This window comes from Pseudarthrobacter sp. S6 (genome assembly GCF_050156575.1).
Taxonomy (GTDB): domain Bacteria; phylum Actinomycetota; class Actinomycetes; order Actinomycetales; family Micrococcaceae; genus Arthrobacter.
The window spans coordinates 201,250-215,668 of the sequence record NZ_CP189581.1 but is presented as its reverse complement, the minus strand read 5'-3'; the positions used below and the strand labels follow the sequence as shown (position 1 = coordinate 215,668).

At 64.4% G+C, this 14,419-nt stretch carries 10 protein-coding genes; 6 read left to right on the top strand and 4 right to left on the bottom strand.

Going from position 1 to position 14,419, the window contains the following annotated elements; all coding sequences use genetic code 11:
- Positions 1-142 precede the first annotated feature (142 nt).
- From ACQCS0_RS01115 to ACQCS0_RS01105, 3 genes are all read right to left on the bottom strand, one after another.
- A complete protein-coding gene (locus ACQCS0_RS01115; protein ID WP_354156264.1) occupies positions 143-1,723 on the bottom strand; it encodes an ABC transporter substrate-binding protein in 1,581 nt (526 codons plus the stop codon).
- 181 nt (positions 1,724-1,904) lie between these two features.
- On the bottom strand, positions 1,905-4,040 hold the full coding sequence (gene murJ, locus ACQCS0_RS01110; RefSeq protein WP_354156265.1) for a murein biosynthesis integral membrane protein MurJ: 2,136 nt from the start codon (positions 4,038-4,040) through the stop codon (positions 1,905-1,907).
- A gap of 92 nt (positions 4,041-4,132) precedes the next feature.
- On the bottom strand, positions 4,133-4,633 hold the full coding sequence (locus ACQCS0_RS01105; protein ID WP_282330366.1) for an NUDIX hydrolase: 501 nt from the start codon (positions 4,631-4,633) through the stop codon (positions 4,133-4,135).
- Between the two features lie 207 nt (positions 4,634-4,840).
- Between ACQCS0_RS01105 and ACQCS0_RS01100 the strand changes: the two genes are divergently transcribed.
- The 3 genes from ACQCS0_RS01100 to ACQCS0_RS01090 all read left to right on the top strand — a co-directional run bounded on the left by ACQCS0_RS01100 (position 4,841) and on the right by ACQCS0_RS01090 (position 7,644).
- Positions 4,841-6,349 carry a CCA tRNA nucleotidyltransferase gene (locus tag ACQCS0_RS01100; RefSeq protein WP_354156266.1) on the top strand — a complete coding sequence of 503 codons (1,509 nt, stop codon included), beginning with the start codon at positions 4,841-4,843 and terminating at the stop codon, positions 6,347-6,349.
- Entirely contained in the window at positions 6,346-6,930 is a 585-nt protein-coding gene (locus tag ACQCS0_RS01095) for a histidine phosphatase family protein (RefSeq protein ID WP_354156267.1), read from the top strand. Before ACQCS0_RS01100 ends, ACQCS0_RS01095 begins: the two co-directional genes overlap by 4 nt.
- Positions 6,931-7,521: 591 nt before the next feature.
- A complete protein-coding gene (locus ACQCS0_RS01090) occupies positions 7,522-7,644 on the top strand; it encodes a hypothetical protein (RefSeq protein WP_354156268.1) in 123 nt (40 codons plus the stop codon).
- A 56-nt stretch (positions 7,645-7,700) separates the two neighbouring features.
- Here ACQCS0_RS01090 and ACQCS0_RS01085 read toward each other — a convergent pair whose 3' ends face one another.
- Entirely contained in the window at positions 7,701-9,230 is a 1,530-nt protein-coding gene (locus ACQCS0_RS01085) for a glycosyltransferase family 39 protein (RefSeq protein ID WP_354156269.1), read from the bottom strand.
- A 171-nt stretch (positions 9,231-9,401) separates the two neighbouring features.
- Between ACQCS0_RS01085 and ACQCS0_RS01080 the strand changes: the two genes are divergently transcribed.
- The 3 genes from ACQCS0_RS01080 to ACQCS0_RS01070 are packed head-to-tail and all read left to right on the top strand — an operon-like array spanning position 9,402 to position 14,344.
- A complete protein-coding gene (locus ACQCS0_RS01080) occupies positions 9,402-10,868 on the top strand; it encodes a glycosyltransferase 87 family protein (RefSeq protein ID WP_354156270.1) in 1,467 nt (488 codons plus the stop codon).
- Positions 10,861-12,300: an NAD(P)/FAD-dependent oxidoreductase gene (locus ACQCS0_RS01075; RefSeq protein ID WP_354156271.1), complete on the top strand. Its 1,440-nt coding sequence runs from the start codon at positions 10,861-10,863 to the stop codon at positions 12,298-12,300. The genes ACQCS0_RS01080 and ACQCS0_RS01075 overlap by 8 nt, the downstream gene beginning before the upstream one ends.
- A gap of 55 nt (positions 12,301-12,355) precedes the next feature.
- Positions 12,356-14,344 (top strand): penicillin-binding transpeptidase domain-containing protein, encoded by a 1,989-nt coding sequence (locus tag ACQCS0_RS01070; protein WP_354156272.1) that lies wholly within the window; start codon positions 12,356-12,358, stop codon positions 14,342-14,344.
- The last annotated feature ends 75 nt before the right edge of the window (positions 14,345-14,419 follow it).

The following is a 14,419-nucleotide window of genomic DNA, read 5'->3' as shown; positions in this document are numbered from 1 at the left end:
AACCATCAGCGGTCATGACACCGTCCACTGGACGGGATGCCCTATCAGATTACCGTCTGAAGACAGCTAAGCCGCGTCTGTTACCGCGGAGCAATGCTCCGGACAGAACAGCCGCGGCTCAACAGGAACGACGCATGTGTCCTTATTGGATCTTGATCTCCGCAAGGCGTATGCCAAAGCCGTAGCGGGTCTTCGGGGCGGCCAGCTTGGGAAGTGTCTTGATGGACACGATTACGTACTGTGCCTCCACCGGTTCGGCCAGCGGCATGGTCAGATCAGATGAAGTGAAGCTGTTGGTACCTACCATCTTGGCGCCGTCCAGTGACGGACGGTCATTGGTGAAGACACTGAGGTTGCCACCCGAGGCTCCGAGCTGAGTCAGGGTGATGGAGGAAACCTTCGCCGGACTCTTCAGCTTGATGAACAATGGGACGCCATCGCTTGCGAGACCACCCCAGCCTTCGGTGGCAAATTCCATGTCCGACCAGTAGCTGGCCACATTGCCATCAAACGCCTTCACCAGATCGACATCGTAGGTGGCTGCGAAGTCAAAATCCCCCTGGCGGGTGATGCTGTCAATGACGGGCGGTACTGCCGGCGGTACTGCCGTTGGTGCAGAGCTCGGGTTGGCGGAGGCCGACCCGGTGGTTGGCTGTGTGGCGCCCGTAGAGTTGGAGGATGGGGCGGCTTGAGAACCCGCTTTAAAGAGACTGCCCAAGTTGGTGACCGCGAAGACGAGCCCTGCAATCAGAACCACGGCAAGCAGGCCGCCCACCAGCCAGCGCATGGAGCGGGGCTCACGCTCGGGCTCGTCGTCGTCGTAATAGTCATCCGTCCCGCCGGAAGGTGGTACTGCCGCCCCAGGAGATATGTTTTGAGCAAGGGACGGAAAGGACCCCGCTGCACGATCGGAGCGCTGGGGCGCTCGGGAGTCCACGGGTTCCTCGTAGTCTGAGTCCTGAGAGCCGGTGGAATAGTCGTCCTCAGACCACAAGGAAACCTTGGGCGTATCGGAGCCCGCACCGGTGCTGGACTCAGCGGATCCGGAAACTGGCTGGTTTTCTGCAGACTGCACTGGTTGCGGCGCAGTGACGTGCTGATGCGCGCCGGTGGCGCCAGCAGCGGTGCCCATTGAGGATCCTGCTGCTGTGGCCCCGGTCTTGGCAGACCCCGACGCCGGACGGACTGCCGGGCGGAGCGGCGGCCGCGCAGGAACAACCGGAGGTATACGCGGCGGAACCACCGGCGCCGCAGAGCGGTAGGCGTCAACCTGGCTGGGGTGATTGTCCGCGTAGCTGATGTAACCGGCGTCGATGTTCTCTTCGTCGTCATACGGTTCCGGCTCGTGGGAACGCGCTTGGCCGAAAATTTCGCTGCCCAGCGTATCCGTGAAGAACGGCTCGACGTAAGGGGCGTCGGAGGCAACCACGAGGTCCAGCAGATCTGCCGCGGACGTGTGGTTGGTGATGAGGTACGTGGCGGCTTCGGTGACGCCGAGGTCCAAGACCTGGACATTGCCCGGGCGCTCACCGGTAGCCACCTCGCGGGCGCTCTGGGCCACCTGTTCGGTGTTATCCGGGCCGGCGACCAGAATGCTGACCGGTCGGTTGAGAACCTGGTCCACCCCGTCCAGCACCAGATCCTGGTCGTGTGAGGTCAATACCGTGGCAGTGACCTTGTAGCGGCCGCCAAGTACTGATCCAACGTCGATCGGGTGGGACACGTGTTCCTCCTAGACTGTCCGGGTATGCCGGCGTAGATGATGACGCCGCCGGTCAGAAACCGGTCAAAAGCTAGCCGGCGAGCCGGTCTGCGCTTGCCTGCAACTACCCCTGTTCACTGTCGATCCTAGCCGATCGGGCATGGCCGACGTGGTCGACAGGCAACCAAAAACCGCGGGAAGATCAGTTTTTTCGAGGCACTCGTGGCTTGAAATGGGGGTTCTGTCCGGCCTGGCCCTGGAACGTTCGCCGGCCGGGAAGGGGAATCTCGTCGTGCAGCAGCCCGCCCCGTGCCGTGCCGGGAACGTCTTCGACGGGAAGGTATTCCGCAGCGGGTTCAGTGCCCCAGGTAGTTTCCCCGTGGACACCCTCTCCTGGACCCGAGGCGGGACGCATTCCGGGTTCCCCCCGAAGAGTTTCCGGCACCAAAAGCGCCGCCTGGCGTTCCGGTACGGGACCTGCGCGGAACGACACGGCGTCGAATTCGCCGGAGATCCGGGGAATCAGGCCGGTGTCCACTGAGACCGTGGCGCGTTCCGGCGTCGGATGTTCCGTTGAAGCAACGTCGGCAGCCGACGCAGGCGTTCCCCCGGTGCCGCCCGAAGGTCCGGTATCGCGCCCCAGGCGTCCCAGCAGAGGGCGTATGAGATCGCCGAGTTCTGCGACGTGGAAAATCTTGAGGAGGAAGAGATAGACAACCAACATGATCGGACCCACCACGATGACGGTCACCAGCGCAGCGGGCCGGCCGCTCCAGGCGAACCCGTCCGCGCTGTAGCTGCCCATCAGCCACAAAGCCCCGGCGCCCGCGATCGCGGAACCGAGCGCCGCATAGCCCATTCGGATGTACGAGTTGGCGATCCGCGGCCCGTCGAGGTGGCCCAGCAGCCGGCGCAGGAAGAAGGCGCTGATGATCACCGAGAGGATGTTGCCCACCATGTACAACAGGGCGATGGCGTAAATGATCTGGCCCACCGGCAGGAACTGGATCCCAAACGCACCGGCGACGTAAACCACGGCAAGAAGCAGTTGAATATTAAAGGGTGTGCGGGCGTCTTCGTTGGCGTAGAAAACCCGCGACATCATGAAGTTAGCGCTCATAAACGGGGTACTCAGCGCGAGGATGGTGAGCGTCTGGGCCAGCATCACGCCGTCCTGACGCGGGCCACCGGAGAAGAACATGCCCAGCGGCCCGGCCAGCGCAAAGAGGGCCAGCGCTCCAAAGACCGTGGCCACCGCCATGGTGCGGAGACCGTGCGAGAGGGCGTCGCGTAGTTCTGCACGGTTGCCGTCCTGCGATGCACGGGTCATGCGGTTAAAGAGGACTGTGGCGAGGGAGAGCGCAATGATCGAGTGCGGCAGCAGGTACAGCTGGCTGGCGACTTCCAGGACGGCATTGCCGGGCAGCATCTCTGCCGCCGGATCCCCCGCTTCCGTCAGCCGGAGCCGCTCGGCACCGGGAATAGTGGCGATGCGCATGACGTACAGGAACGCGAACTGCCCGACGGCGGCGGTCAGGAGCGTCCATACGCTCAGCTTCGCAGCCTGGCCCAGACCCACTCCCCGCCAGCCAAACCGGGGCCGGAGACCCAGCCTCAGGCGGATCACCGGGATCAGCAGGATCGCTGTCTGGGCCACCACGCCTATGGTTGAGAAGCCGGCCACAAGCAGGGTCTGGGAAGGGCCCCAGTTGTCCAGCGTGTGCGGATTCATGGCGTTCTCGCCGAAGATCCAGATGAACATGCCCAGTCCGCCAATGGCCACCAGGTTATTCATGATGGGGGCCCACATGGCCGGCCCGAACGCGCCGTTGGCGTTGAGGACCTGTGTCAGCAGGGCGTAGAGGCCGTAGAAGAAGATCTGGGGCAGGCACCAGAAGGCGAACGCAACTGCCAGGGCCTTCTGCTGCGGCGAATAGCCCTGTGTGGTCAGCTCAATTACCCCCGGAGCAGCGAGAGTGACCAGCGCGGTGAGGCCCAGCAGCAGGAGCACGGCCAGCGTCAGCAGCCGGCTGATGTAGTCCGCTCCCCTGTCAGGGGCTTTGCTCGCCTTGATGATCTGAGGTACCAGGACGGCGTTGAACACACCACCGGCCACCAGCAGGAAGATCAGGTTGGGCAGGTTGTTGGCGTTGATGAACGTGTCGTTAACCGTGGAGCCGAGGCCCAGCGCGGCACCCAGCATCCAGGTCTTGCCGAAGCCCAGGAACCGGGACACCAAGGTGCCGGCAGCCATGATGGCGCTGGACCGCGTTTCACTCGCGGTTCCGCTCGGGGCGGCAGAGCCTGCTTTATCGGAGGGGGGATTCGTAGCTGACATCGCCTTCATCGTCTCACCCGGACGGCGTTTGCGCCGCAACGGGCAGTCTATATGCCCGAGTATGCATACACGCATTTCCGGCGGAGACGGCCTTAGAGGTGTTCTGGCAGGACTTCCCTGGCCAAGTCCGCGATGCGCCGCTCGTTGGGGAACGAGAGCTTCCGTGCCAGTTCTTTGATGGGGACCCATGCGACGTCCACGGCTTCGTGGTCCGGATCGTTTTCGATGGTGAGTTCGCCGCCGCTGGCGCGCAGCAGGTAGTGGTGGACGGTTTTATGGACACGGTGCCCGCTGACAGTGAACCAGTAGTCAATGCTGCCGAGCGGGGCCAGGATGTCGCCCTCGATGCCGGTTTCCTCGGCAATCTCACGCACTGCTGCCTGCTCGTTGTCTTCCTTGCCTTCCGGATGGCCCTTCGGAAGGCACCACTCCAGCCGTCCGCCCCTATTAAGGCGGGCAATGATCGCAACCCTTAGTTCGCCGTCGGATGTGTCCACCACAACGCCGCCGGCGGAAATTTCCTCCACCGTGGGGAGCGAGGCCGGGGCCGGGTGCAGGGCAGGCGCGACGTGGGCACCAATTGCCGACGGCAAAGGTGCGTTTGTCCTCCTGCCGGGAGCGCTCGGTACGGGATGGGCCATGGAGTCCACTCTAACGACTCTTGTCCGATCATGATGACCGGAACATGACATCAAAGTGGACTGCGTATGACGCACTTTGAAGGGCTGCAGGCGAATAGGAGCGATCTTGAGGAGATTTTGGCCTGCCAAGCCGCTGGTTTCTGACAAGCTTAAGTAACTATGGCGCACGCACATCACAAGATTGATTCCAACACCGTCGATTTCCAGGTTGACCCGGTTGTCCTGGAGCTCGGGCAGCGCTTTGTCGACGCCGGCCACGAGCTGTCCCTGGTGGGCGGACCGGTACGGGATCTCTTCCTGGGACGCACCTCACCGGACCTGGACTTCACCACGGACGCCACGCCGGGCCAGACAGTTGCCCTGATCAAGAAGTGGGCGGACAACTTCTGGGAAATCGGCCGGGCCTTCGGGACAATCGGAATGCGGAAAGCCGGCTTCCAGATCGAGATCACCACGTACCGGGCCGAGGCTTACGATCCGGAGTCGCGCAAGCCCGTGGTGGCCTTCGGCACCTCCCTGACCGACGATCTCCTGCGCCGCGATTTCACCATCAACGCCATGGCCCTGCGGCTCCCGTCGCTTGAACTCATTGATCCGTTCGGCGGCGTCCGGGATCTCAACGCGGCCGTCCTGGCGACACCCGCTTCACCCGAGGCCTCCTTCTCAGATGATCCGCTCCGTATGATGCGCGCCGCCCGGTTCGCCTCGCAGCTGGGCATTTCCGTGCACGACGACGTGCGGCTGGCCATGACCCAGATGGCCGAGCGGATCAAAATCATCTCGGCCGAACGGGTCCGTGATGAGTTGGTCAAACTCATCTGCGGTGCCCACCCCCGGGTCGGCGTGGACCTCCTCGTGGAAACCGGCCTCGCCGAGTTCGTGTTGCCTGAGGTGTCCGCCCTGAGGCTGGAATCTGACGAGCACCACCGCCACAAGGACGTCTACCAGCACTCCCTTCAGGTCCTGGAACAGGCCGCTGCCCTGGAAACGGGTGCGGACGGCGCCGTGCCGGCCCCCGACTTTGTGCTGCGGTTCGCAGCGTTGATGCACGACGTCGGGAAGCCGGCTACGCGGCGTTTCGAACCGGGCGGCGCGGTCAGTTTCCGCCACCACGACATGGTGGGCTCCAAGCTCACTGCGAAGCGGATGAAGACTCTCCGCTTCGACAACGACACCATCAAGGCCGTGGCCCGGCTTGTAGAGCTGCACATGCGTTTCTACGGCTACGGTGACGCCGGGTGGAGTGACTCGGCCGTGCGCCGCTACGTCACGGACGCCGGCCCGCTGTTGGACCGGCTGCACCGGCTGACCCGCTCGGACGTCACCACCCGCAACCAGCGGAAGGCTGAGCGCCTCGCCTTTGCCTACGACGACCTGGAAGACAGGATCGCTGTTTTGCGCGCGCAGGAGTCGCTGGACGCGGTCCGGCCCGATCTGGACGGCGCTAAAATCATGGCCATCCTGAACCTCAAGCCTGGTCCCGTGGTGGGCCGGGCCTACAAGTTCCTGTTGGAGGAACGGATGGAAAACGGACCCCTGCAACCGGACGACGCCGAAGCGCGGCTGCGCGCCTGGTGGGCGGAGCAGCCCGAGGCAGCACCCGCGGTTCCGGAAGCAGCAGAGCCTCCCGCCGCCGTCGAACTTTCCCCGAACGAGGAGTCCAAATGATTAACCCGATGACCGCGCCCCGCCCCCAGCTCTGGATCCTGCGCCACGGCGAGACCGAGTGGTCCAAGAGCGGGCAATACACCGGGCTCACCGACCTGCCCCTGACCGTGGAAGGCGAGCAACAGGCCGTGGAGGCCCGTAAGGTGCTGGACCAGGTGGACTTCGATTTGGTCCTGACGTCCCCACTGCGCCGCGCCAGGCGTACCGCGGAGCTGGCAGGTTACCCTGACGCCCAGCACGAGCCGCTGGCGGTGGAATGGAACTACGGCGGCTATGAGGGCATCAGTTCGGACCTGATCCGCAAGGACAATCCGGATTACCTGATCTGGACCCATGGTGTGCCCAATGGCGAGACCCTGGACGAAGTGGCAGCCCGCGCCGACAAGATTGTGGCCAGTGTGCTGGAATCCGGTCTGGACAACGTGCTGATCGTGGCGCACGGGCACTTCTCCCGGATCCTCACCGCGCGCTGGCTGGAACTAGCGCCTGCCGAGGGCCGTCATTTCATTCTGGGAACCGCGAAGGTCTGCACGCTCGGCTGGGATAAGCGGACCCCGGCCATTGTCCGCTGGGGACTCTAAAAGAGCATTCATAAACTTTATAGAAATGCTGTGCGAATTAAGTGGCGCATTGCCGCATTTGTAGGGTAATTTTATTCCTGACCCCAGAGCGTCTTTGCCGGGTCACGGCGCACGGTGCCAGGCCAGTCGGCCGAGGCAGCGGCATAACAGAAGAGGAGGTTGGGAAAATGATTACTTTGACTAGCGGATGGAAGATGACCGTCACCGCAAACCCGGCCTCTGATGCTTTTGCGCGCCGTCATAACGGAGTGCCTGCCTCCTAGCCTTTGCGCAACTGATCCCGCCCATGCGGCGGCCTCCGTTGCAAGGAGGTATATCCAGGCCCATCCTCGTTGGACGGCTCGCCTTAGGCGACGCCTGCCGGACGTCTCCTGGCGGCGTCCCTTCCAGGATGGACCGCGCGGCGACGCAGCATCCCCATAGTTCGGAACTCAGCTTCTTTGTTTGGGTCTGCACTGCCGCTTCCGTCTTCGCATTTGCGATCTATTCATAACCACAGGGCATTTCCCTGCCTAATTATGCCGTTATTGCTTTGGCATTAAATGGCCATATTTGTCATGCCAAATTTTACGCCGAAAGGAGGTGACCACCATGATCAAGAGAATCAAGAAAGCATTGTTCTCCCTGCGGCGTCCTGTCCGGAATGACCGCCGGGAATTCAACGGGCAACTCCTGGACCGGCGGCGCGGAGACGTTTTCGTCCTGTTGCACTAGCGTATGGGCGGAATGAACTGAGGCGCGGGGCCTCTTGGGGACAGTTTGAGGGGCCCTTAGGGGCAGTTGAAGGTCACCAGCTTCAGCCGCTCGTACGGCATCGTTCCTGTGTCCGTGCACCCTGCCGATGCGAACGCAGACAGATCATCGGGTTCGGCGCTGCCGTCTCCGACGAACCACACGTTTCCCTTGCCCGACAGCCGGTCCGGTCCAACCGCGGCGTTCTCCCCCCAGAGGGTTCCTGACGCTGCGGGGCTGTCGGCAAGGGAAAGATCCTGCACTCCTGAGAAATCGTCAGGATAGGCAAGGGTCATGTCACGGAGATACGGGTACTCAAAGACCATGGCTGCCGGTGCTGGGGATTCGGACGCAACGAAGTCGCTGATCTTCCGCTCCGTGTCTGGCGGTTCGTTGACCAAGCTCTTGATGGTCAGTTGGGGAACCAGGCTCACAGCGACGACGGCGATCATGGCAATATAGCGGAGCCACGGGAGTCGAGCCGGAATACTGACAATGCCCAAACCCACCAGGAGTGCGAATGCGGGCGCTGTGAACGTGAGGTAGCGGGCCACGTATACAGGCTGGGCGACGATACTCACCAGCATGAGCCCGGCTATCGGTACGGCTACGCCTGCCAGGCAAAGGACTAACAGCGGGCTCCGCGCTGGCGTCCGGCGAGATGCCCACAGACCCCAGACGATCAGGGCGGTCTCAACGACTCCGAGAAGTGCCACGAAGGCCAGGATCCAGCTCGGCGGAAGATTCCCAGTGGGGCGGTCTTCTCCATAGAAGTATTGCTTGACGGCCGCGGTGCTGATGGTCTGTGCCAGGGAACGGTTCTCGATCCAGTCAACCTGGGCCTTCTGTTCCATCGTAAGGAGGAGGAATGGCAGGGCAGCGGCACCGGCGGCAGCGCAGGCCGCCATCGTAGCGAGCTGTCGCCGGCGGAGAAGTATCGCGGCCACAGCGTGCGACACCACGGCCAGGACGAAGAACATGAACATCCAGACCCCCAGCACCGCACAGAGGCCGTACAGTACCCAGTCAATGACGCGGTTGGACTTCCATGCTCTGACCAGCAGGTAGGTCAGGGCGACGGCCAACAGTGCTGTGAATGCGGATTGCCGTGCTTCGGTGCCGGCCCACACCATCCTGGGAAGCACCGCCAACACCAGGCCGGAAGCGACGCCGAGGGCATCGGACCCCAACCTCCGCCCCAAAACGACCGTTCCGGCGCATGCCAGACCGACGGCCAGCGCTGACGGCGCCCGCATAGCCACTTCGGAAAATCCGAAGACCGAAGTCCACGCGTGCATCAGGAAGTAGTAGAGCCCGTGGACCGCATCGACAGACTGCAGGAGCGCTACGAGTTCCGCTGGGTTGCGTCCGGCGGCGGAGATGGTCGCGATCTCGTCATCCCAGAAGGAGGGAATCCAGGACCCGACAAAAGCGACGCAGAACGCCAACAGCCCGATGCCGGCTGGAACCGTCCAAGGGTTGGCGCGCGCGGGCAGCGGCCGCTTACCCCTCCGGACAGTCTTCTGCCCTTGGAGCCGCCCCGGAACGTCCGGCAGTTGATTCAGCACAACAATCCCCTTGAGGTCCAGGTCTCTCGGAAGCAGCCTGACCCGAGACGTGCTCCTCTGCGAGAATATCGCGCGTGGCCGGACCAAATCGGCCCAGCATGCGAATTCGACCCTATACCTACGGGCTGAACCCACGGGCTGTCAGGGCAGCGTCCCGGTAAGCTCAAAGGCATGCAGGAGACGAAGCCGCCGGGGCACGTACAGCGCACCCGCCTGGTAGTTCCCAGCCGCAGTGACCTGCTGCTGAAGAACTTCACGGAACTGATCGGCGGGCCGATGGGCGCCCGGTCGGCGCCCGGCCTCATCTCCCCCGGCGTATTTACCGTGGAACGTGTCCTGATCATCCTGACGGTACTGGCGGCGTTGGCCGGCATTGCAATCAAGGGCTACTGCCGGGCCAACGGCTGGGCGAGCCCCGGCCAGTTCTATTCCACGTGTTACTCCGACTACCCCGAATTCTTCCGCAACCGCGGCCTCGGAGACGGCACGTTCCCGATCCTGAGCCCGGGATCTCTTTTTGAAGATCCCGTCCTGGTGGGACTCATTGCCGGCGTGACTGCCTGGCTGGTCCCGGGCGAGGGCGTCAGTGACGCGCGGATCCTCGGTTACTTCGACGTCAATGCCACGCTGGTTGCAGCCGTCTGGATTGTCACGGTGCTCGCTACGGCCAGAATGGCGCAGCGGCGCCCCTGGGATGCGGCCATGGTGGCGTTGGCTCCCGGCATTGTGCTGGCCGGAACCATCAACTGGGACATGTGGGCCGTCGCCTTGTTGGCGCTCGGAATGCTGTGCTTTTCGCGTGAAAAGCTGGTCCTGGCAGGCATCCTGATTGGCCTGGCCGCAGCGACCAAACCCTATGCCGCCTTGGTTCTCGGAGCCATCCTCCTCCTGGCCCTGCGGACAGGGCGGATCCGCGGGTTCCTGGTCACGGCCGGGGCCGGCGCAGCGGCATGCCTGGCCATTAACGTGCCTGTGGCCGTCTCCAACCCCTCCGGCTGGGGGTACTTCTTCACGTTTACCGAAACGAGGGAATCCGGCTACGGGTCATTATGGTTCGCGTACAACCTGGTGGCCCGGCGCCTGCGCTGGCCGGTGCTGGATCCTGCAACCATCAACTGGCTGGCCCTGGCCGTATTCCTGCTGGCCTGCGCCGTGATCGCCGTGGTGGCGCTGACAGCAGCACGCCGGCCGCGGCTGGCCCAGTTGGCGTTCCTCATGGTGGGAGCTTTTATCCTGACCAGCAAGGTCTATTCGCCACAGCATGTCCTGTGGCTCATCCCGCTGGTGGCGCTGGCCCGGCCGCGGTGGCGGGATTTTCTCATTTGGCAGGGCGTTGAAGGCCTGCATTGGGCAGCCGTCTGGATGTACCTGGGGCAGGTGACCAGCCAGGGCCCGACGCAGCACAATATTGACATGCCTTACTACGTCATGGCCGTAGCCCTTCATATGCTTGTGACGGCATATTTGATGTTCCGGGTTGTGTGGGACATCCATGACCCGGAGTACGATCCCGTCCGCCGGCACCACCTTGATGATCCGCAGGGAGGGCCGTTCGACGGACTGCCGGACTGGTTACGGTTCAGCCTCCTCCATAGCTCACATGCGGTACTCCCTTGGCGGGCGAAGCACCATGCCTGACGTCGCCGTCGTTGGGGCCGGACCCAACGGACTGGCCGCAGCTGTCGTGATGGCGCGCGCTGGCCTCTCCGTTGAAGTCCACGAGGCGGCGGCCACCATCGGCGGCGGCACCCGCACCGCCGAAATGATGCAGCCGGGGCACTTCCATGACATCTGCTCGGCCGTGCACCCCATGGCACTGGCGTCCCCCTTCTTCCGTGACTTCGAGCTGGCACGCCGGATAGACCTGGTGGTGCCGGAGCTTTCGTTCGGATCACCGCTCGACGGCGGACGGGCGGCCCTCGGCTACCACAGCATCGAACGGACGGTCCAAGGCCTGGGCAGGGACGGCGCCGCCTACCGCCGGCTTCTTGGCCCGCTCGTTGACCGCATTGGCGGCGTGATGGATCTGACGCAGCACCAGCTGCTCAGAATCCCCCGGGATCCCCCGGCGGCGGTGCTCTTCGGGCTGCGGACGCTGGAGCAGGGATCGCGGCTGTGGAACACCCGGTTTAAGGAGGAGCTTGCGCCTGCACTGCTCAGTGGCGTGGCTGCCCATGCGGTCTCGCAGCTGCCCTCCCTGGCCTCTGCCGGTGCCGGGCTTATGCTCACCGCCCTGGCCCACGCTCAGGGATGGCCGGTTCCGCTGGGCGGATCGGCCTCCATTGCGGCCGCGCTGGAAGCCGACATCCGTGCCCACGGCGGGGTAATTTATACGGGGGCGCCGATTGAGGGCCTCCAACAACTCCGCGGCGCGCGGGCCACTCTGCTGGATGTGGCCCCCAAGGGGCTTCTGGCCATTGCCGGCGACAGTCTCCCGGCCAAGTACCGCCAGTCCCTGGAGACGTTCCGCTATGGGAACGGTTCCTGCAAGGTGGACTTCATCCTGTCCGGTCCCGTTCCGTGGGCGGCTGAGGAGCTGGGCGACGCCGGCACGGTGCACGTGGGCGGGACGCGCGCGGAGCTTGCGGGTGCGGAGAATGACGTGTCCGCTGGGAGGCACCCGGAACGCCCGTACGTTCTGGTGGCCCAGCCATCGCGGTTCGACACCGGCCGGGCGCCGGCCGGGCGGCAGATCCTCTGGACGTATTGCCATGTACCCGCCGGATCAACCCGCGACATGGGTGAGGCCGTGACCGCACAGCTGGAGCGCTTTGCGCCCGGGTTCCGGGACGTGGTGGTGCAGCGACACGTGACAACGGCGGCGGAGCTGGCCAGTTACAACCGGAACTACGTGGGTGGGGACTTCAGTGCCGGCATCATGGACGTGCGCGGACTTGTCCAGCGCCCGGTGGTCTCCCGCGTTCCGTGGCGGACGCCCGTGCCCGGCGTGTACCTGTGTTCGTCCTCCACGCCGCCTGGCCCCGGAGTGACAGGGATGCCAGGGTACTTTGCGGCGAAACATGCTTTGAAGGACCGGTTTGGTCTTGAGGTTCCCTCGCTCAGCCTCTGAGCCGAGGCCGGAACGGTGACAGCAGGTATGGCAGAAATCGGGGCATAATAGCGCGGTGGGGAACTCAAAAAAACTGTCACTTGCCATAGCTGGACTCATTCTCGGCGCCTCGCTGGTTGCCTGCGACGACGGCAGAGGAGGTGCTGAAAGCGTCGCCAAGGAGTTTGCGTCCGCGCTTTCCACGCTCGACGTCGGCTCGGTCGCCTTTGACGGCAAGGATTCCGGGGTGGCCAAACACCAGGTCCAGGACATCTTCAAGGCGCTGGATCCGGACAAGCCCACTGTGGCGGCCGGTGAACTCACGCTGGACGGTGACACTGCGGCCGTTCCGCTGAACTACACCTGGAAAATCGGCACCGGCGAGTGGAAATACACGGTCTCAGCAAAGTTCACGAAGTCCGGGGACAAATGGCTTGCCGTTTGGAACCCGGCCACATTGGTCCCGGGGCTCGGCGACAGCGAAATCCTGAGCAAGGGCACGCAGTCGCCGCAGCGCGCCGACATCCTGGGCGCCAGCGACGCGAAGCTTGTCACATACCGGCCCGTGGTGAACGTGGGGATTGACAGGCTGCTGCTGGGGTCCGGGGACGCCGCCGCGTCAGCCACCAAACTGGCCGAACTGGTGGGCGTGGATCCCGCCACCTATGCCCAACAGGTTGCGGCCTCCGGTCCGGAGGCGTTCGTCCGGGCCATCACCCTCCGTGACGAGGGCCGCACCGTCACGGACGCGCAGATCACGGCCATTCCTGGTGCCCGCGCCGTCCCCGAAGTCCAGCCGCTGGCGCCCAGCCGCACGTTCGCGAGAGCAGTCCTCGGCACCGTGGGAGAGGCCACGGCGGAACAGATCGAGGCCTCTGGCGGCGGTCTGACCGCCGGAGACGTGACCGGCATCGGCGGGCTCCAGCAGCAGTACGACGCACAACTCCGCGGCACCGACGCCGTGGTGATCCGTGCGCAGCGGGCCGACCTCACCCGCGAACAGATCCAGGCCGCGGGAACAGATCCCCGCAGGGTGGTGTTCGAGATGGCCCCGACCCCGGGCACGCCTTTGAAAACCACGCTGGATCCAAACCTCCAGTCACTCGCAGAGAGCACCCTTGCCGGAGTGGGACCGGCGTCGGCCATAGTGGCGCTCCGTCCTTCAACCGGTGCGGTGCTCGTTGCGGCCTCCGGCCCGGGAAGCAACGGCTACAACACCGCAATGCTGGGCCAGTACGCGCCCGGGTCAACGTTCAAGATCATCGACTCCCTCGCCATGCTCCGCAACGGACTGACGCCCGATTCGAAGGTGGAATGTACCCCCACCCTGAGCGTGGACGGCCGCACGTTCAAGAACGCGGAAGGCTACCCGGAAACCTCCCTGGGGTCGGTGGCACTCCGCGATGCCTTTGCCCACTCGTGCAACACGGCGTTCATCGCCGCGCGTGACACAGTCACGCAGGCCCAGCTTGAGGCCGCCGCCGTGGCTATGGGCGTGGCCGTGGAGGCCCCCTCGCTGGGCGCCGCGGCGTTCCTCGGGTCCGTTCCGGGCGAGGCTGCCGGCACCGAACACGCCGCCTCGATGATCGGCCAGGGCAAGGTGCTCCTGTCCCCGTTGGCGGCGGCCATCATGGCCGGCTCCGTGGGCAAGGGATCCCCCGTTTCCCCGCAGCTGGTCCTGAACCCCGACGCCGGCGCAGCCGCGGCAGACACCTCCGGCGCGGCGACGGCGGACGCGGGTGCGCCGTCGTCGACCGTTGCACCCGAGGCGCCGTCCAAGGCGTCCGGTCAGCCGATCACTGCCGCCGAGGCGGCGGCGCTGTCCGACATGATGCGGGCAGTGGTGACGTCCGGCCATGCCGGCTTCCTGTCGACCGTTCCGGGCGCGCCGGTGGGCGCTAAAACCGGCACGGCGGAGTTCGGCAACGAGAACCCGCCCAAGACGCACGCCTGGATCGTGGCTGTCCACGGTGACCTGGCCGTGGCCGTCTTTGTTGAGGACGGCGGCCTTGGAGCCACCACGTCCGGGCCTCTGCTCAAGCAGTTCCTTACCGCCGCCGGTTAACCCTCGGGTTATTGTCCAGATAATCGGCGCAAAGTGGCGGCAACGGCACATTATCTGGACAAAAACCCGTGTGGG